Below are 19,177 nucleotides of genomic sequence, written 5' to 3'. Positions count from 1 at the left end.
AATACAATTAATCTTACTAAAATTGGTGTCGTGAAGAAGTAAAATGAATAGATCTGTGTAATTTCTTCTAGGCTCACATGCATCTCCCTTTGGTGTTATTTGAATTAAATAAGCAGCAACAAATAAAAATAGGACTATTAACAGTAGTCCTATTTTAAGAGTATAGCATATAAATGTCTATTTTTCCATTTTACGTAAATAGGCGAGCTGTCCAATATGATAGGCATTATGGGTAGCGGCATTAGATATGATGGCCCACCATTGCGCTTTCACAGGGAACCCATTTACGATAGATAAAAGTTGCTCTTCCTCAATTAATTCTTGCCACGTAAGTAGGATATGTAATAACTTTTCTTTTAATTCATAGAAAGTTACCTCCTCTTTAACTAGAAACGTATTCGCATTATTTGTTTGCGAAGGAGCCTTCACTTGATTTTCTCGATACCGTATTTGCCAAATTTCATTCCAGTAGATTAGATGCTGGACAATTTCAGCCATACTATGGCTAGAAGAATCGGGTTTCCAAAAGGCTTCTGCTTCAGATAACCCTTCTACGACTTCAGAAAATGAGATATACCAACTTGGGTCATTTGCATTAGCTAAAAGTTGATCTAACAAAATGGTCTTAGCCTCCATCATTCACGTTCCTTTCTTCAAAGTAATTTATTGAATAGTATAACATTTTAAGTTTTAATATACCGATAAAATAGTAGTTCTGACTAGCTTTTATGAATGCAACAATAAAAAAGCTGCAGCTTATTAGAGCTACAGCAAATATAGATGCGGATTTTAACACTAGTTAAATCAGGCAAATCAGCTTCTATTTTGAGCTTTTTCCGATTCTTCTTTTTTACTTCTAAGTAGTAATGCCATGAATAAGAAACTGGCCACCCAAAAGGCAAAGAATAAATTTTCTAGCAAAGCCCAATGACCATTTTTAATATAATTCCAAATGGTTGTAAATAAAAAAATAATGATGAAGAATGCGATATATAAGCATTTTCCGAATGTAGTCACTTCAAGCACCTCTATTATTAATCATCACACATAAGAAAAGAAGAACGTAATAAAACCCTCTGTTTCACTCGTTATGGGTAATACACTCAAGGTTAGTGTGTGTAAATTTTGGTTACTTATACATCCACCGAAAAAATAGAAGGTAACACTTACCATATAACAACTTTTTTAAAAAAAATTTCAAAATTAGCGTATTCGCGTTATGTTAGACTGAACTTAAGAAATAGGTGGAAGGGACGGAAATAGAGTGAGACAGTATGCCAACAAAGAAGAATTGATTAGTACGATTAACGAAAAGTATAAAAAATATATTGCCGAATTTCATGATATACCAGAAATCTTGAAAAACAAACGGATTAAAGAAGTTGATAAAACGCCATCTGAAAATCTTTCTTATCAACTTGGTTGGATAAATCTTTTGCTTCACTGGGAGCAAAAAGAACAAAAGTGCGAAGAAGTACATACACCTGCAGAAGGCTATAAATGGAATAATCTAAGTGGATTGTATAACTCTTTTTATAAACAATACGGAGAGTACTCTTTGAAGGAACAACAAGCAATGCTTAATGAAGCTGTCAATCATTTATGTGAGTGGTTAAATACCCTTTCAGAAAAGGAATTATTTGAAGTTGATCAAAGACGATGGGCAAAAACACAAGCTAATTGGCCCGTTTGGAAGTGGGTTCATATTAACTCAGTTGCTCCATTTACAAATTTCAGAACCAAAATTCGAAAATGGAAGAAGATGAACCTTTAAAAGATTAGATGTTCCTTACTATAACAAACCAAACGAATTGACTTTAGCCTTCCACAAATGGAGGGCTTTTTATTATCCACTATGACAACAAGTGCGATGGGCTATGGTAGTTTTACTGTATCTCGATGCTTCATATGAAGGAGGTGGAAGGGAATCAGTCAAGCAACAATCTTTCAGCGAGCTGCTATTATGGTGTCATGTCAGTCCTTCTCTACAAAAGTAGTGAAGTTTTTTTATGCCGCCGGAACGAGCTGGTACATTAGCTCATACGAAAATGTAATTACATAATATAAAACTACTATTCGAATGACTATTGTAAAAGATAAATATGTACTATTTTACATAGAATTTAGAATATTCATATTAAATAACAAAGTATTTATTATTTTTCTGTTAAAATTATTATGTTAAACAATATTTTGGTATTGTTTGATAATTACCGATAATTTTGTTAAGAGGATTTAAAACTTATCTTTACTAAACAGGAATAGGGAGGGATTACGCAAAGTATGAGTAAATGGGGAAAATCCAAGTATTTAAATGCATTAACAGCAATGGCATTAACAGCTTCAGCGGTAGTGGTAGCACCTATTACATCTGAAGCCAGTAGTTTTAAGGATGTTCAGCGAACGCATCCATTTTATGAAGAAATTAAAAATTTAAATGATCGTGGGATTATTAAGGGATTTAAAGATGGGACATTTAAACCCGAACAAAACTTAACGCGTGGTCAAGCCGCTAAAATTATTGCAGGTGTTTTAGAACTGGATACATCAAATGTGAGCAATCCAAACTTTAAAGATATTCCTACTAATCATCTATATTTTGGTGCAATTGCTGCCTTAAGGCAAGAGGGAATTATTGATGGCTATGAAGATGGTACATTTCGTCAGCATGAATTTATTCAACGTAACCATGTAGCAAAAATTTTAGCGAATGCTTTTAAATTAAAAGCTTCTAATACGAATTCATTACCATTCACTGATGTGCGTGTAGAATACAAAGATGCGATTGCTGCTTTATATGAAAATAACGTAACGACAGGTAAGACAGCTACCTTATTTGATGGATCTTCAAATGTAACACGTGGTCAAATGGCGGCATTTATTACTCGTTCAGAAGGTATTGTTAATCCTCCTACTCAACCTTCTCAAAGTGTAACGTTTAAAGTTGAGGAATATACAGCAAATGAATTAGCTATTCATGGTAAGACTTATTTATTTGGTGATTCAGTAAAGTCAATTTTTACAGCTGAAAACAAAACCGCACTAACAGGGGCAAAAATTACAGCTACTATCGAAAATGGGACCATAACAAAAGTGAATACGATTGTTTTAAATCAGACAGATCCAGAAAAAAAGGAAGTTGTATTTAATACAAATGCAACGCTCGATTCTATTACGATTAATGCAGATAATATGACGGTTAAAAATGTAACGGTTACAGGAAATGTAATTATAACTTCAAATGTTAAAACTAAAATTGAATTTGATGGTGTCACACTTGCAGGCGATTTAATTATAGCCAATCCGAGTGATGAGGCAATGGCTTCATTAGAAAGCGAAAAGCAACGTACATCCATATTGAAAATTAAAAATTCGCGAGCTGGAAAAGTACAAGTTAAGCGTAACTTTTCCATCGTGTCAGACACGACGATTCCAGAACTTATCATAACAGATAACATATCCGCTATAAATATTAATGGAGCAGCAACGAAGGTAATAATTGAATCTACGGCAAAGCTGAATATGACTGGGAATGTAAAGTTTGAACAATTATTGCTTCCAGTAGCAGTAAAATTATTATTGAACGTGGATGGTGTAATGAATGAATTAACGGTGTTAAATGCTGATACTCGACTCACAATTAGTTCAGGTTTACGCATTAATAACTTAACAATTCCTGCAGGCTCTACAGTAACAAATATTATTACTAACTTTACCTCGGTTGCTTCCCAAATTAAAGCAATTATTGGAGGCTCTTCGCCAAGTACGGGGGGCTCAGACACAGGGGGAGGAAATGTGACGCCTGATCCGGTTATCCCACCAGAAAAAGGGAATGAATTTCATGTAAAGAATGCTGAGGAATTAAAACAAGCACTAAATAAAGCTAAAGTAGGAGACTTAATTAAGTTAACAGCTCCAGTGACTGCAGATGTAACGCTAACAGATTTAGTAGTAATAGATTTGAATGGTCATACCTTGAATGGGAATGTAACGCTTACTGCACCAACAGCTTCAGGGAGGTACTCTTTAATGCCATCTGGTAGTACAGGTACTATTTCGGGAGATTTAATCATTTATGCACCGAATGTAACCCTCTCTTTAGATGGGTTAACCGTTGTAGGGAACACAGTAATTGAATAATAACTTCCATGTAAAACCTAAGGAAAAGATTATTTTAGACTAAAATCATAAGGAGCTAAACGAATGAAGAAATATGAATGTAATGTTGTTACCAAAATAGCGTTATCATTTTTACTTGTAATCTCTATGATTTCACCTTACTTCACAGTTGTAAAGGCCGAAACGACAGAAGCTATTGGAGTGGGGGAAGCGGTCAATCAATTTGATCCAACCGCAGTAAAGAGTAATGTTGCTGTAGAGGGATATATAGTAGGGTTCGCCAAAAGTGAAACTTCTTATTCTGTGATAGCAGATAGTGACACAAATATTGCGATCGCTGATACACCAGATGAAACAGATGTCACGAAAATGCTGTATATTCAATTACCAAGCTCCTATAGAGCCAATTTCGGATTATTTACTAACCCAAGTAATCTTGGGAAAAAAGTTAGAATAACAGGTTCACTGGAAAAATATTTTGGCAACCATGCAGGGCTAAAATCACCAACTTCAATGGAGTTTGTTAGGGACGATACTACTGAACCAAATCCTCCCGAGACAGCAACAATTGCCGAAGCTCGTGCAGCTGTTGGAACAGACCGCACAGTTCAAATTCAAGGGACGGTTACGACAATACCTGGTAGCTGGGGAGGCAAGGCCTTCTATGTACAGGATGAGACAGCAGGGATATATGTCTTCTCTAGTTCTGCAGAAGCAGGGAGCTTAGCTGTTGGAGATATTGTCAGCATCACAGGGAAAACTAGTTTATATAGTGGAGAGGTTCAATTTAATTCACCGACAATTGAACGGATTTCTACAGGGACGGCACCTACACCGCAGACAGTAAATTTACCGATTGCGGATGATAACACACAAGGAAGATTAATCACACTTGAAAATGTGAAGATTAAAGATTTAGCGCCATCTGGTACGTATGGTACATTTGAATTTAAAGCAGTCGATGCAGCAAATAACGAGCTGTTAATTCGCCATGATAACCGTACAGGCTATCAGTTCTCTCAGTTTGAAGCAGATGGCTTCAATAACAATGATGTCATCACAGTGACAGGGATTGCGTCAATTTTTAACGGGACCTATCAATTAAAAACGTTAAGCGCGGAAAGCTTCCAATTAGTATCAAACTATGAGCCAACACAAGTAGAGAATATTAAGGCTTTACCAGCAACAGGCGAAGTTTATGCAGGAACGAAAGTAACATTATCTACAAATACCCCAAATGCAACCATCTATTACACAATCGATGGTTCTGAACCGTCAGTAGCTAGTGAGGTTTATGATGCAGCAGCGGGGATTGTTGTAAATGAAGCCATGACTATAAAAGCATTTGCTACTGCAACAGGCCTAGACGATAGTGACATTGCTTCCTTTAATTATACAGTTAAAGAAGAGCCAACTGTTATATCCATTACGGAAGCTCGTAATAAAGAAATCGGGCAAACTGTTATCGTATCAGGGATCGTGACAGCAAAATTAGAAACGGCTACAGCACACATTCAAGATGAAGATGGGGCGGCGATAGCCATCTATCCTGTGGATAGTCTTGCCGCAAATGTCGGTGATCGAGTGACGGTGCAAGGACGAGTAGATGAATATAGCGGTCTAAAGCAATTAACGAATATTTCACTTGTTGGTATGCCTGTTCCTTCGACAATACCAGAGCCACATCTTATTAAAAGTAATGAGGTAGCGGAAGACAATGAATCGAAACTAGTTACAATTAAAAATGTTACCGTTACTGGTTCGGGTCAAAACTTTACAGGTACTGACGAAGTAGGCCCATTTGCTATTTACGATAAAACAAGAGATTCTGGTTTAGTGAGTGGAAAAACTTATGGGGAAATTACAGGGATTGTTGGTCAATATACAAACCATCAATTGCTCCCTCTTCGCGTTATTGAAGATGTAACAAAGGTGCAGGATATCAAAGCTTCTCACGTCGGGGGCGTAACAGCTGGCACGAAAGTCTCCCTTTCTACAATGACTGAAGGAGCAACGATTTATTACACAGTGGATGGCTCAACGCCAACAACAGCTAGTGCAAAGTATACAGAGGAAATCCTTGTTAATAAACCAATGACGCTTAAAGCGATTGCAGTGAAAGAAGGTTTAACGAACAGTGCAATTGCTACATTTGTTTATGAAATTATTGATACTAAAAATGCCAAGATTAGCGATATTCAAGGGGCAAGCCATAAATCACCATATGTCGATTTAACAGTAAATGATGTGGCAGGAATTGTAACATTCGTTTTAAATTCAACTAGCTTTATTATGCAAGAAAACGAGTCGTCATTTGATGGCGTAAAATCAACTGCTATCAAAGTAAATAAGACAGGACATAATGTAGCAGTAGGGGACGTTATTAACGTTTCAGGAAATGTAGTAGAGGCAGGTGGCAACTCTCGATTGACAGATACACAAATTGCAGCAACAAATATTACAAAAACAGGTACAGCAGGAATTCCAGAAGCCCTTGTGATAGGGGAGGATCTGTTGCCACCAAATAAAATTATCGATAATGATAGTTTTGCAATTTTTGACCCACAAGAAGATGGCATCGATTTTTGGGAATCTATCGAGTATATGCTGGTATCATTCCCGGATGCGAGAGTAATAGGACCGATTTATAATAACGATTCTCCAATTGTTGTACCGAGCACAACTAATAATACATTCAATGTGAATGGTGGTTTAAATATAACGGCCGATGATTATAACCCAGAAAAAATTATGCTTGAAGGGGTAGCAGGGAAAAACTATGATTCAGGTGATCGTTTTAATGATGCCCTTATCGGATTTGTAGAGAATTTTACAGATGGCTATCGACTGAACACAAATAAAGTCTTCCCAGAAGTGACAAAAGCGAATCTTCAGCAAGAAGTGACGCATCTTGAACCAGTAGCGGACAAGTTAAATGTCGCTTCCTATAATATCGAAAACTTTTCAAATAATCCTGCCAATACATCAAACGAAAAAGTAGCCAGAATTGCAGGGACATTTGTGAATAATATGAAATCACCAGATATTATTACATTAGTCGAAGTTCAAGATAATGATGGACAAACTGATTCAGGAAATGCGGATGCATCGGAAAGCTATATGCGATTAATTCATGCAATTAAAGCTGCGGGTGGTCCTGCGTATGATTGGATTGATGTCATGCCAATTAACAATACAGTAGGTGGTGCACCTGGCGGTAATATTCGTGTAGGTTACCTATATAATCCAGAACGTGTTTCATTAGTGTCAGGTATAAAAGGGATGGGTGACCAAACCAATACGTGGACAGCAGATGGAAGCCTCGCTTTAAATCCTGGCTTTGTTGATCCATCAAAATTTGTAGATACACGAAAACCAATTGCAGCCGAATTTGAATTCCAGAAAGAACGTGTAGTGATTATCGGAGCTCACCTAAATTCTAAAGGTGGAGATGGTTCACTTTGGGGACCAACTCAGCCACCAGTGCTAGAATCAGTAAAGAAACGTATTCAGCTTGCTCAAGCCATCAATGATTTTATCGATGAAGGACTTGCCATTAATCCAGATTTAAATATCATTGTAGCAGGGGACATGAATGACTTTGAATTCACACCAGCTCTTCAAACGTTAAAGGGTGATGTTTTAACGAATATGATAGATAAAGCCCCAGAGCAAGATCGTTTTACTTACTTCTTCCAAGGAAACAATCAAGTGTTGGATCATATTTTAGTTTCGAATAAGCTTGCTGACGTTACAGAAATTGACTTGATTCATATAAATGCGAACTTTACAGAAGCACAAGGCCGTGCATCAGATCATGACCCAGTATTAGTTCAAATTGATTTGAAAGCAGACAATGAGGAAATACCAACACCAATAACACCTGAAAATGTATACAATTTTGATAACTACAAAACAGGTAAACTAATCATGAATCGCCCAAGCATTTCGCTATCGTTAGGGAAAAATACAAATATTAAAAATGGAATTGCTGTATTTAGTCAATATGCTGAATTCCATGGGGAAGGATTTGCGGATAAAACAGTAACGATTAGTCCAAAAAAAGGAAATGCGATTATTGACTTTAAAGGTACGAAAATTGGTGAAATTATTATCGAAGGAAAAAATGTAAAAGAAATACGAAATTTACCTGATGGAGCGACCATTACGTATACTAAAGGGGCTTCGGCAGAGGAAATTGAATTTAAGTAGTATCTAAAAAACAATCCAGCACTAGTCTATATTGATTTGGTGCTGGGTTGTTTGCTAATTAACCTATAACACTGAAAAGTTGTTCATTAAACAAAAAATAACCAAGTGTCCATATGATTACTTGGTTATTTTTTACTTTTTATAAAGCCCATATTAGGAAAAATAAATTTTAAACCGATAATTAAAGCAAAGAACCCTGAAATCCTTAATGTTACATTTGTAAATGTCTCTCCATTTTCAGTGATATTCATTAGTAAACAGCCAAAGGAAATAAAAATAAATCCAATCAAAGCAGAAATATATTTCAATCTATCATCCCCTTATTTAAATAAGCACTAATTTTTACTCCACTCCCAAAGCAGTTTCTTTTTATCAAAGATTAGCATCCAACCTTTCTTTCAATACAATTATTTCAGTTGGAGGTAAATGAGGGACGCATTGTAACTATAAGAGTAACTACTCATGCTTAATGTATAAAACTATTTATAAGTATACCCCACTTAAAAGGATTTATAGAAGTTTAGATGGTAGTGAATATATTAGAAAAATCACTATTTATCTTAACCATCAAGAAAAGGATCCCTCTTTTTTTCAACGTTCCAATTTCCTTAGATCAAAACTCGACCAAATCAATATTTTGTGCAGATGAAAGAATGAATGACTATGGGAAACGAAAAAAGCATTGCAACGAAGCAATGCTAAGTACGTGGAGTTTTTGACAACCTTACTACATTAAAAACAAAGCCTATAACTCCACAAATAAAGAAAATATAGGCTACTAGTATGGACATAACTTCTAAGTTGTTAGTGAATATCCTGTATCCTCCTAAAGTAAATAAAGCCAAACTGCCAACCGAACTAAGTAATATTTTATTTTTGTCAGTCAACACACACACCTCCAAATAATGGTATGTATATAGGTTAACACAAAATGTATTTTTAGTTAACCTATTCTATGTTTATTGGTGCGTGTCATAAAAACAAAGAAACTTTACTGTACACTTTGAATAAAATGTTCAGCAAGGAAGAGGATTCTTGCTGAACATTACTATAAATATAATAATTTTTTTATTAATTAATAAAATTTTGAGGAATACATTCACGAACACCAGAATTTCTCAATGAGTTAAATAAAGCTGCACTGATTCTTAAAATAACAAAGTTATCAGTACCATTTTCTAATTCATAGATTACAAAGTATGAATTATCAACTGTAAAAATACATTTTCGTTCTAATTCAAATCCAGGTGGTACAGGAGGAAGATTGAAACGTGGTACAACTAAAGGTGTATCTCCTTCATCTCTGATAAAATCAAAAGTTTGTTGGTCAATCTCATAGATATTAACTGGATCAATCTCAACACCTTTTTCTGGAATTGTAATTTCATCTTCAACTAATACGAAAAAGCGTTCGTTTCGAAAATTGAAAAGACCTCTCGCCCCTATTTCAAATGATGCCATTTTATATTCACCTCCTATTCTCTAAATATCTTATTCATATCAAATACAGTTGTTTGGACATTAAGGAGGGGGAGTGAAGAATAGTTTCTGGTCTGAAGTCATTAGAAGCTAATAGTAGGGTGAGATAGATTTACAATTTCGGATATGAATGGGGATTAGCTGGACAATTTGAAGTTCATGTCAGAAAGAAAATGTGCTGTAAGGAGTGATAAGCTGGAGGTAAATGAATGAATATGGAAAGCCCTATACACTGGTATAGGGCTTTTATAATCTTAACATTAAATTCTAAAGAATCTGTGTTAATTCTGAGTTCACAAACCGTTGGGCAGCAATAATTACACCTGAAGCTGTTCGTCCATAAACGCTATATATTCCACCATTTTGATTTGGAATAATTTCAACTTCATATTGAGCTCCAACTACACCAGGCGTTACAAAGGTAGAACCATTCGCAATAGCGGCAAAAGGAGTTGTTGATAATAATTGTCTTGACCCATCTAGTCGAAAAACTCTTACTACGCCAGTTAATAAACCTCCCGTAAGGTTAAGAATTTTGACACGAACACTAGCTGCATTAGCTGGTTGATTTCCTGTATTTTCAATTGGGCCAGTAGTTAAACTCATTTATTTCACCTCCAAATAAACAAAATTTGTATAATCTGCAGATTATATTTTCATAGTATGAAGTATTCTGTATACTCTCTAGTCTTATTAATCATATCTATAAATTAAAGAAAAGTGTGGATTGGTTTAGTAAGTAATGCGAAGGTTAACCTATTTCTCATGACATAGTACCTTAGTAGAACATCGAATAGTGGAGCTATTGAACAATATGAGGAAAGTAACTAGTGTCACTGGGTTGGTAATGACCCTAAAATGAGAGAGGCAGTGACGGTCAACTAACGCCACAAACGAATAAGTGCGTGCGATACACACAATTATTAATTTGCAATTAAAGATACATAAAAAAAGCCGTAGCGTTTGCAGACGCTACAGCTCGAATTGGTTGATGCCTTTAAAGTCAATCTAGTAAACGTAGTATATCGTAACTTAGGAGGACGAAACTATGTAACAGGGCAAACAACAGTTACAGTTACTAAAGATGGCTGAAACAATCGAGGAAGCAAGGTAGCCAATAACGAAAGCTGATAACAATAGCTAAATTGGAGTGATTGAATCCACATTACCAAAGGCATGTGGGCACAACCTTTGTATACAGGAATTACAATGTCGTATATATTCATTAAATTATCGAATTAAGGAAAAGGTGCAAAAGCAAATTTCGATAGTGCATGGGGATCGAGAGGTTAAAGTACTTCAGAGATTGCTTGATGGGATAGCATACGCGCTATTGGAAGCTCATGAAATTATCCAGTACGACAACAAATGATGAAGTAGCCGAGAGAGACTACTTCTTATAAGTTATTTCTAAAAGTATTTTTAAGCGGAATTATTTTAGTATGAGATCTGGATAAACGATGTGCTTTCAAATAAGGTCATTCAGTCTAAAGCTCTTTATTTTTATGCCATTTCATTGTTTTTTTCAATATCCTCTACATTGATAAACTTTAAGACTACAAACAGGAGAATAAATCCTAATACACCTGCCGTAATATAGCTGGCATTGAGATAATTTTTCATGACGAGAGACATAATAGGAGGACCTGCTGCAACGCCTATAAATCGTGCTGAGCTGTAAAAAGAGGATACGGTTCCTCTTAACTCTTTTCTAATATTGTCAGTAATAATTGTGTCAAGTGCGGGCAATAGTGCACCAATAGCAATCCCCACTATACTCGTAACGACTAATAAAAGAATCAGTTTTTTACTTGTAAACCCAACAAAGACAATACTGACAGACATTGCAATCAAGGAGGCAATGATTATTTTTTTAATCCTTCCTAGGTTTCCTTTAATTTTTCGACCAGATATAAATGAAGCTATACAAAGTAATAAAAGTGGGATGGCCAGGACAAACCCTTTTTTAATCCCTTTTATATCATGAACTTTTTCCAGATTTTCTGACAAGAAAAATAGCATACTAAATAATATGAGCATCACAAGGACCCCGTTAAGGAATACGGTATATAACCATTTACCTTCCTCCTTGAAAACTTTTTTTGTATTCCGTAAAAACTCTTTGAGCTTCAATGGTTCATCATCATCTTTAGGAGCTTTAACGAAGAAAAAAATAAGTACAATCGAAATCAAACTAAGCGCTGAAATGGAAAAGAAGGGAAGGAACCATAAAAACGCAGCAAATATTGATCCTAAAATGGGACTTAACACTTTCCCAAACGTATTAGACGTTTCAATTATCCCTAATGTAGAACTTATTTTTTCGTCATCATCCTGGTAAAGGTCACCTACAAGAGGCAATACGATTGGCATTGCACCAGCGGCCCCAATTCCCTGAATAATTCTTCCAGCGATAATCATTGCGTAGGGGTCATCCATTTTCCATGAAGCAAATCCAGCAATCAGACCACCGATTAAAGCTAATATTAAGCTTGGTAATATGACCATTCTTCTGCCGAAGCGATCCGATAAATAGCCAGCTACGGGGATCAGAAAAATAGCTGCGACTGAATAGCTTGTTATGATCATGCTCGACTGAAATGATGTGATCCCGACCTTATCCTCCAGTATAGGGAGCACGGGAATAAGCATTGAATTTCCAAGTGTCATGATGAGCGGAATAGAAGTCAAACTTACAATACACCAGACACTTACATTAACCTTCTCTTGGTCCATTACCACACCTCGACTAATATTCTTTTAAAGGTATGGTTTCCTTTCGTGTTTATTTTATGCGTTGTCGGTGAGTTTATTGGAATAACACTTGGTAAGCCTGCATCCCAAAGTAGATCCCGAAGCCAATCATTAATAAGGCTGAGATAAAAGAGACCGTTTTCAAAAGCTGTATAGATAATAATTTTCGAGCGACACTGGATAAAAAGGCATAAATAAAATCTACAAAAATAATGCCCATTAAAATGGCGATACTCACCAAAATGATTTCATACCCTGTTGAGATACCAGCCGTTTTTGCGAGTATGGAGCCGTATATTCCCAGCCAGAAAAGGATGGTTAGCGGATTCAAAAAAGACATGAAAAATCCAGTCATGAGGGATTGTCTCAGTCGTGTCCTTTTCCCTGTTTTCGAATCCATCTCAATTTTATGTAGCGACAGTAAATTTTCGATACCGGTGTACAAAAGAACAAAACAGCCGAAGGACCAAAGGATTGTTTTTAACCAGATGGAATTGATAAATTGGCTAATTCCAAAATATACGATAAACATATAGATAATGTCAGTCGCTATGGCACCCAGACTAAAAAACCATGCATGAAAAAAGCCATTTTTTAAACCTGTATTCAATAGGACAGTCTTAACAGGTCCAATTGTTGCAGCCATTGATATGCCTAAAAAGATAAAAGTAAATATAGAATCCATAAAATAGCCTCCAATAATCAAATGTAATTGCATTTTATTCGAAGGCAATAACTTTTAGGACAATCTAAAAGGGCATAAAAAACATGCGGATTTAATATGTCCTTATCGACGCTAAACTAATTATATATAGCATATTTATCAAAAGAATATAGTTTCGTTTTTGTCTTTAAATTTATCCTTTAAAACAAATAATTCAATCAAATTCGTTCATAATAATGAAAAGGACGTGATGACTATTCTAAATGAGAAGAAGATATCAAAGCTAAAAAATATGTTAATTGAGCAAAAACACTCGCTCCAACGAAGAATGGATACAGATGATGAATATTTAGAACGAGGTAGTTTACGGGATTCTGTTGATGAGCTGTCAACAATCGATAATCATCCAGCAGATCTGGGTACCGAATTATACGAGCGTGAAAAAGATATGGCGTTAAAAGTTCATGACACAGATGAGTTAGCAAAAGTAAATACAGCTTTACAAAAGATTGAGGATGGTACCTATGGCGTATGTGAAGTTTGTCAACATGATATCCCATATGATCGATTGGTGGCACTGCCTTATACCTCTTTTTGTATTGAACATACTGCAAAAGACGTTCCAACAGATCGACCGGTTGAAGAGCAAGTGATGCTACCTCCAGTAGATAATTCTTTTGCTGGCCGTGATGACAAGGATGATATTCATGATTATGAAGATATGTTTCAAGTTGTAGCAAAATATGGAACTTCTGAAACACCTTCCGATTTTGAAGGGGATTTTGAAGATTATGATGAATTATATGAAGATCCTGAAGAAATTGCCGTTAATGACGAATGGGATTCATACCATATCTCTGAAACAGATGAATTAACACGCCAAGTTTCCATTCAGGAAGTAGAACACGCGAGAAAATTTGATTATTTAGAGGATTAAATGTGGGATTTAAAAAGATAGGCGCAATTGTTATAAATGAATGCTTTAATAAAATGTTTTGAACAAATGCAAAACTTGCAGCATGTTTTGTAATAAGAAAAATAGGATGTAAACTCGGAGGTAGGTCATGTGGTATTTTCAATAACCTCAATATTAGGGAAAGACAGACCAACGATCGACCTGCACTCCATAATTCTGTTTGGAGCATGACATATAACGTGGTGTCGCTCTATCACGAGTTACAAGTGAGCTCTTGCCAAGAGGATTACTATAATATTTAAGCTTTCATCTTAGGATGGAGGCTTTTTCTTTTGCTTTGAAAACTGCGTCATACAGCCAAAACACTTCGAGTCGAGAGGTCAGAGTTTGGTGTGGTTTTGAGAGCAAATAATTACCAATGCTTAAAGTTGAAGCTAGTGCTCAGGGAACTTTACTTTCTTATTTGGAAATTCGACCAAATTTTTCTCTCCTTTGATTCGTCGGTGTTCTATGAGCATAGATTATTATTATTGATTCACAACAACTACGTCTAAATGTTATTAGGTGAAAAGATTTACAAGATATTAATATCTAATTAAAAAACAAATGTTATTTTGTTTAAGTAAAAAAATTAATTACCTATAATGAGAGGAGAAGAAATAATGGAAAAAAACATTGAAGTTTTAAGAACAGAAGGGGACATTAATTTAACAAAAACTCGTACTTTATGGCAAGGAAAACACTTGAGCAAAGAATCATTTGAGCTTTTAAACGATGATTCCAAGTATTATTTACATCAATCTCTTTCTACTCCTTGTTTAAATATTATTGAAAAAAGCTATGGAATTTACATAGAGGATATAGATGGAAGAAAGTATATGGATTTTCATGGAAATAATGTTCATCAAATAGGTTATGGTAATGAATATGTTATTCAAGCAGTAAAAGAGCAGTTAGATATCCTTCCATTCTCACCAAGACGTTATACAAATAAAGTTGCGATCCAGCTAGCAAAAAAATTAGTTGATATTGCACCAGAAAGTTTAAATAAAGTACTGTTGACTCCTGGGGGAACTTCAGCTGTTGGAATGGCTTTAAAACTTGTTAGAAAGGTAACAGGCAAATTTAAAACTATTTCTATGTGGGATTCATTTCACGGTGCTTCTTTAGACGCTATTTCAGTTGGAGGAGAAGCACTTTTCCGTAACGGTATGGGTCCTTTAATGCCAGGGAGTCTGCATATAGCTCCTTACAATTCATATCGTGGTTTGTTTGATGATGACAATGGTAGATTTAAATCTCTTGACTATCTTGAGTATATACTTGAAAGAGAAAATGAAATCGGTGCAATTATTTTAGAGCCTGTTCGTTGTACAGACGTGCATATCCCACCAAAAGAGTACTATCAACGTTTACGTAATATTTGTGATAGAAACAATATATTATTGATTTTTGATGAAATTCCAACAGCTTTAGGGCGAACAGGTAAAATGTTCACTTTTGAAAACTTTGGAGTTATTCCAGATATTGTATTATTGGGAAAAGGATTGGGTGGAGGCGTTTTTCCAATGGCAGCGATGCTGGTAAAAGGAGAACTTGATGTTGCCCAAGATATTGCACTTGGTCATTACACTCATGAAAAAAGTTCATTAGGTTGTGCAGCAGCATTGGCTACTCTTAATTATATCGAGGAGTTTAAATTAATTGATAAGGCTAATCAATTAGGAAATTATATGAGGATACGTCTTGAAAAGATGCAAGAACAGTATGAAATTATAGGTGATGTTCGAGGAATCGGTCTTTTATACGGAGTAGAATTAGTATTAAACCGAAATTCGAAAGAAAAAGCTATATCTGAAGCAGAGCAAGTAATGTATAAATGTATGGAAAAGGGATTAAGCTTTAAAGTATCCCAAGGAAATGTGCTTACTCTCACTCCACCACTTATCATTAAGGAGCATGAATTAGAACTGGCTATGGATATTTTAGAACAATCTATCCAGGAGATTTTAGGACAGTAATATAGATTTATGAAGAATTTATACAATTTACTAGATTGAAGCAACTAAACATCTCATATGAGGTGTTTTTATTATATAAAGAAACTTGATGTAAACATTCCAAAACAAACAAATGACGCAAGGCTGTTCTTGCGATTATAAGTGAAAATAGTGTATTATAGCTTTCATGTTGTAAATAAAAAGGACGGATGTAATGAAATATAATAAGACAGTTATGCTAAAGCTTATAAATGAACATCGAACATTGCATGATGAATTAAAAAAGCTAAAATCTGAAATGGGTTTAGAGAAAAATTTCGCAGTAAAGGCATTGTATCATTCATTTGTTGCAGAAGATGGTCCTTATATGAAAGAATATCAGGATTTAGAGCGATTACAATAAATGTAGTGCCACTAACAAAATTGTTGGCAAGATAAGTAATAATTTTTAGTCCGAGAATTTAATACTAAGTTTGTGATTGAGCCATTCATTTTGAGTGGCTTTTTATTCTGTTTTTTTACTGGCAGACGCTATAAAGAACGATAGGAAATACACGTTTGAACAGTTTAGGGATTCTTACAGATCACTAAATTGGGCAAGCAGGAAAATACAAAAGAATAAATACTTGAAATGTATGAAAATGAAAAGGGTAACCGCCTGAAAGTTGAAAGGGAATTGGAAAACCTTAAAACAATGATTGGCTATGCGAAAACGCAGATGCAAGGAGCATTGAACTCAATTGGTTAATCGATTACTATAAAGATATTGTTCAGTAACTTGAGTGGATATAGAAGGAAAGCAGAAAGACAATAATCAGATACAAGGAACACAAAATAAGGCATATATACTACCCTGTTTTCTTACTGGTTAGTAAAAAACACCAACTAAAAGAGATTAGTCAGTGTTTCGTGTTTTATTTATATAAGAAACTCTAGTTTATTTTCTACAAGAGTCTGAAATCTATCCATAAATAGAGCTGCATGGTAACCATCGCAGACAGAATGATGAACCTGCAAGGATAAAGGTAAATAAATATTACTAGTTTTATTGATAAACCTACCTGCAGTGATTATCGGCAAACAATAATTTGGGCTATTATTCACGTTTAAGTTAAAACCAGTAAAAGAAGTCCATGGAATCATAGAAATATTGACGACATTTTCAGGTATCGGTGTTTTAGGAAACAGTTTTCCTGTACCATTGTACTTCTCTGTATCGGAAATATAGTTCTCATAAAACTTTTTAAAACCTTCATCTGTATTTGTATAAATGGCTGAAAATAACTCTGATGTCTTATCAAAGATAGTATACATTGGGACTACCTTATCCCAGTATCCAAACTCTCCAGCAGAATTAAAGTTCATTCTAAAATGTTTATTTGAATTTGCCACGTGAGTAATTAAAAAGATGATTACAGGATAGAATTTATATCCCTTATCTTTTGTAATTTTATAAAGTTCAGTAATATCAATATTTCTGGTGATGCTAAAGCTCGTTTGTTGATTTAAGAAATGATTGAAAATTTCTTTTCGTTCCCAATTATTAATATCAATTTTATTGAATTTCATCTTACTAAAGCCTCCTAAAATTTAAAATCTAGATAATTTTAGGAAGCTAATTTGACTGCTTTTTTCATAAGATCATTCCTTTAATTTTATATAAGTCAATCTTAACATATTATTACGGTTTCGATTATTAATTTAGATTAGCATAGCGAGCTTAAACTGCTAATCAAAAAACTACTGCATAATAGGAGAAATCGTCTTCAGGAAGGTCATTTTTGAAAAATTCTAATATTTCTTCGCCGAAAAACACAATAGATAATAGTATTAGTACAATTAAAACGGCTCACTAAAGTCTGGATGTCATCACTTGATACAAGGGTTCGTAAGTCACATAGAAAGCTAGATGGTCAGAAAGCTGATAATGAAGGCTACTAACATTATGGTGTGGGGCATTGCATCGATGGATAGTCAGTGTCGATGGCACAATATATATGGTGAATGGCAAGTTACCAGAGTATCGATGAGGCAGAGACTACATGGACGATACCTACTAAAAGCAATCGGCTGTTCGTATTGATGCTTATATGAATGATTTAGGGTTAAATTACAAACAAGCTTTTAATAAGGCGTACAAAGAGGTGAAGCCTTCAAGTGTTGTAGTACCATTCGTAAGTTACGAGGAATGGAGTCAACAATTTAGCAGTAGAGGGTGAGTGTAGTTGGATAGGAAGTAGTTATTCCTAGGAATAAGTTTTTAGATATTTATGTTAAAAACGATATTGAAAATTAACGCTTAAAATCGTAAAGACATGTTGGAAATGGTAAGCTTGACATAACAGAAATATAGTAACTATTTCGTACCGTATTGTTAAAAAACAAAATGTAACTTCGTAGCTTAGGAAAGGATGTGTGATATATGGACAAAAGAAATTCAATAATGGAAACATATTTTAATACAAAGGATATTGCTAAACGTAATGTATTATTAAAACAATTAGTATTTGACTTGCCTGAGAACGGAAAGGACTTTTTTCTCAAAGTATATAAAAAAGAGAGATATTTGGATATGCGGCTAACTGCGATTAGAGGATATGCTGCCTATGCAAGCGAAGAAGAAGTTGCGATTTTAATGAAAAAGATGTTGGAAATCTTAAAAAGGCGACCAGAAAGTACACCATATAATTATCAGGAATACGAAATCTTGCGTTCATCTTTTCTAATACCTTATTTATTGGAAAAATATCAATATGACTGTTTCAAAAAATTTAATGAACAGTTAAAAAAACAGTACGACGCTATGCCTGAAGTTTTCAAAGGAATTTTTACATGTGACGATAAAGGGGAACATATTCAACTAATTTCCCCAGCAGTAGTACGGAAAAAGATTGAAGATTTCATGCAAAGTGAAGGATGTATCTAATGGATTTTGCACCCAAATGATATATTGGAGATTTATGGATTTTTTCCTGTATTAGTCTATTAGCTATTGTAATTTATATCATCTCGCATTGCACATTCAACCTTTGC

15 protein-coding genes are annotated in these 19,177 nt (G+C 34.8%); 8 read left to right on the top strand and 7 right to left on the bottom strand.

The features are described from left to right. Positions 1 to 177: 177 nt before the first annotated feature. The gene (locus tag C7B89_RS05550) at positions 178 to 639 is read right to left on the bottom strand and encodes a DinB family protein (protein ID WP_048392558.1); all 462 of its coding nucleotides are present in this window, start codon (positions 637 to 639) and stop codon (positions 178 to 180) included. 625 nt (positions 640 to 1,264) lie between these two features. Between C7B89_RS05550 and C7B89_RS05540 the strand changes: the two genes are divergently transcribed. The 3 genes from C7B89_RS05540 (at position 1,265) to C7B89_RS05530 (ending at position 8,331) form a co-directional block, all read left to right on the top strand. Then, complete coding sequence (locus C7B89_RS05540) at positions 1,265 to 1,774, top strand: ClbS/DfsB family four-helix bundle protein (RefSeq protein ID WP_115673276.1); 510 nt, start codon at positions 1,265 to 1,267, stop codon at positions 1,772 to 1,774. Between the two features lie 509 nt (positions 1,775 to 2,283). Further along, entirely contained in the window at positions 2,284 to 4,140 is a 1,857-nt protein-coding gene (locus tag C7B89_RS05535; RefSeq protein ID WP_244205576.1) for an S-layer homology domain-containing protein, read from the top strand. Positions 4,141 to 4,203: 63 nt separating this feature from the next. Then, on the top strand, positions 4,204 to 8,331 hold the full coding sequence (locus C7B89_RS05530; RefSeq protein WP_115673275.1) for a chitobiase/beta-hexosaminidase C-terminal domain-containing protein: 4,128 nt from the start codon (positions 4,204 to 4,206) through the stop codon (positions 8,329 to 8,331). Between the two features lie 125 nt (positions 8,332 to 8,456). On the opposite strand, the gene C7B89_RS05525 is transcribed toward C7B89_RS05530, so the two are convergent. From C7B89_RS05525 to C7B89_RS05510, 3 genes are all read right to left on the bottom strand, one after another. Further along, positions 8,457 to 8,639 carry a hypothetical protein gene (locus C7B89_RS05525; protein ID WP_115673274.1) on the bottom strand — a complete coding sequence of 61 codons (183 nt, stop codon included), beginning with the start codon at positions 8,637 to 8,639 and terminating at the stop codon, positions 8,457 to 8,459. Positions 8,640 to 9,402: 763 nt separating this feature from the next. Continuing rightward, a complete protein-coding gene (locus tag C7B89_RS05515) occupies positions 9,403 to 9,792 on the bottom strand; it encodes a hypothetical protein (RefSeq protein ID WP_048392570.1) in 390 nt (129 codons plus the stop codon). Between the two features lie 285 nt (positions 9,793 to 10,077). Further along, the gene (locus C7B89_RS05510) at positions 10,078 to 10,416 is read right to left on the bottom strand and encodes a hypothetical protein (protein ID WP_048392571.1); all 339 of its coding nucleotides are present in this window, start codon (positions 10,414 to 10,416) and stop codon (positions 10,078 to 10,080) included. A 357-nt stretch (positions 10,417 to 10,773) separates the two neighbouring features. On the opposite strand from C7B89_RS05510, the gene C7B89_RS23395 reads away from it, so the two are divergent. Next, a complete protein-coding gene (locus tag C7B89_RS23395) occupies positions 10,774 to 10,902 on the top strand; it encodes a hypothetical protein (RefSeq protein WP_279495212.1) in 129 nt (42 codons plus the stop codon). 411 nt (positions 10,903 to 11,313) lie between these two features. Here C7B89_RS23395 and C7B89_RS05505 read toward each other — a convergent pair whose 3' ends face one another. Both C7B89_RS05505 and C7B89_RS05500 read right to left on the bottom strand, forming a co-directional pair. After that, positions 11,314 to 12,546, bottom strand: coding sequence for an MFS transporter (locus tag C7B89_RS05505; protein WP_115673273.1), 1,233 nt, complete (start codon positions 12,544 to 12,546; stop codon positions 11,314 to 11,316). Positions 12,547 to 12,619: 73 nt separating this feature from the next. Then, positions 12,620 to 13,249, bottom strand: coding sequence for a LysE family translocator (locus C7B89_RS05500; RefSeq protein ID WP_115673272.1), 630 nt, complete (start codon positions 13,247 to 13,249; stop codon positions 12,620 to 12,622). A gap of 235 nt (positions 13,250 to 13,484) precedes the next feature. On the opposite strand from C7B89_RS05500, the gene C7B89_RS05495 reads away from it, so the two are divergent. The 3 genes from C7B89_RS05495 (at position 13,485) to C7B89_RS05485 (ending at position 16,547) form a co-directional block, all read left to right on the top strand. Then, positions 13,485 to 14,165: a TraR/DksA C4-type zinc finger protein gene (locus C7B89_RS05495; RefSeq protein WP_115673391.1), complete on the top strand. Its 681-nt coding sequence runs from the start codon at positions 13,485 to 13,487 to the stop codon at positions 14,163 to 14,165. Positions 14,166 to 14,806: 641 nt separating this feature from the next. Then, positions 14,807 to 16,165 (top strand): (R)-1-hydroxy-2-aminoethylphosphonate ammonia-lyase, encoded by a 1,359-nt coding sequence (pbfA, locus tag C7B89_RS05490; RefSeq protein ID WP_054550361.1) that lies wholly within the window; start codon positions 14,807 to 14,809, stop codon positions 16,163 to 16,165. Positions 16,166 to 16,358: 193 nt separating this feature from the next. Then, the gene (locus C7B89_RS05485; protein WP_054550360.1) at positions 16,359 to 16,547 is read left to right on the top strand and encodes a hypothetical protein; all 189 of its coding nucleotides are present in this window, start codon (positions 16,359 to 16,361) and stop codon (positions 16,545 to 16,547) included. A gap of 515 nt (positions 16,548 to 17,062) precedes the next feature. On the opposite strand, the gene catA is transcribed toward C7B89_RS05485, so the two are convergent. Then, complete coding sequence (gene catA, locus C7B89_RS05480) at positions 17,063 to 17,713, bottom strand: type A chloramphenicol O-acetyltransferase (RefSeq protein ID WP_115673271.1); 651 nt, start codon at positions 17,711 to 17,713, stop codon at positions 17,063 to 17,065. 853 nt (positions 17,714 to 18,566) lie between these two features. Between catA and C7B89_RS05475 the strand changes: the two genes are divergently transcribed. After that, the gene (locus C7B89_RS05475) at positions 18,567 to 19,070 is read left to right on the top strand and encodes a hypothetical protein (RefSeq protein WP_115673270.1); all 504 of its coding nucleotides are present in this window, start codon (positions 18,567 to 18,569) and stop codon (positions 19,068 to 19,070) included. Positions 19,071 to 19,177: the final 107 nt, after the last annotated feature.

Origin of the sequence: Lysinibacillus capsici (assembly GCF_003367505.1) — a bacterium.
GTDB classification, from domain to species: domain Bacteria; phylum Bacillota; class Bacilli; order Bacillales_A; family Planococcaceae; genus Lysinibacillus; species Lysinibacillus capsici.
This window is presented reverse-complemented; position numbering and strand designations above follow the sequence as displayed.

Bases quoted from the DNA above. Each gene is read 5' to 3' on its own strand.
- C7B89_RS05550 (WP_048392558.1), bottom strand. From the start codon at position 639: ATGATGGAGGCTAAGACCATTTTGTTAGATCAACTTTTAGCTAATGCA.
- C7B89_RS05535 (WP_244205576.1), top strand. From the start codon at position 2,284: ATGAGTAAATGGGGAAAATCCAAGTATTTAAATGCATTAACAGCAATG.
- C7B89_RS05530 (WP_115673275.1), top strand. From the start codon at position 4,204: ATGAAGAAATATGAATGTAATGTTGTTACCAAAATAGCGTTATCATTT.
- C7B89_RS05515 (WP_048392570.1), bottom strand. From the start codon at position 9,792: ATGGCATCATTTGAAATAGGGGCGAGAGGTCTTTTCAATTTTCGAAAC.
- C7B89_RS05510 (WP_048392571.1), bottom strand. From the start codon at position 10,416: ATGAGTTTAACTACTGGCCCAATTGAAAATACAGGAAATCAACCAGCT.
- C7B89_RS05505 (WP_115673273.1), bottom strand. From the start codon at position 12,546: ATGGACCAAGAGAAGGTTAATGTAAGTGTCTGGTGTATTGTAAGTTTG.
- C7B89_RS05500 (WP_115673272.1), bottom strand. From the start codon at position 13,249: ATGGATTCTATATTTACTTTTATCTTTTTAGGCATATCAATGGCTGCA.
- pbfA (WP_054550361.1), top strand. From the start codon at position 14,807: ATGGAAAAAAACATTGAAGTTTTAAGAACAGAAGGGGACATTAATTTA.
- C7B89_RS05485 (WP_054550360.1), top strand. From the start codon at position 16,359: ATGAAATATAATAAGACAGTTATGCTAAAGCTTATAAATGAACATCGA.
- catA (WP_115673271.1), bottom strand. From the start codon at position 17,713: ATGAAATTCAATAAAATTGATATTAATAATTGGGAACGAAAAGAAATT.
- C7B89_RS05475 (WP_115673270.1), top strand. From the start codon at position 18,567: ATGGACAAAAGAAATTCAATAATGGAAACATATTTTAATACAAAGGAT.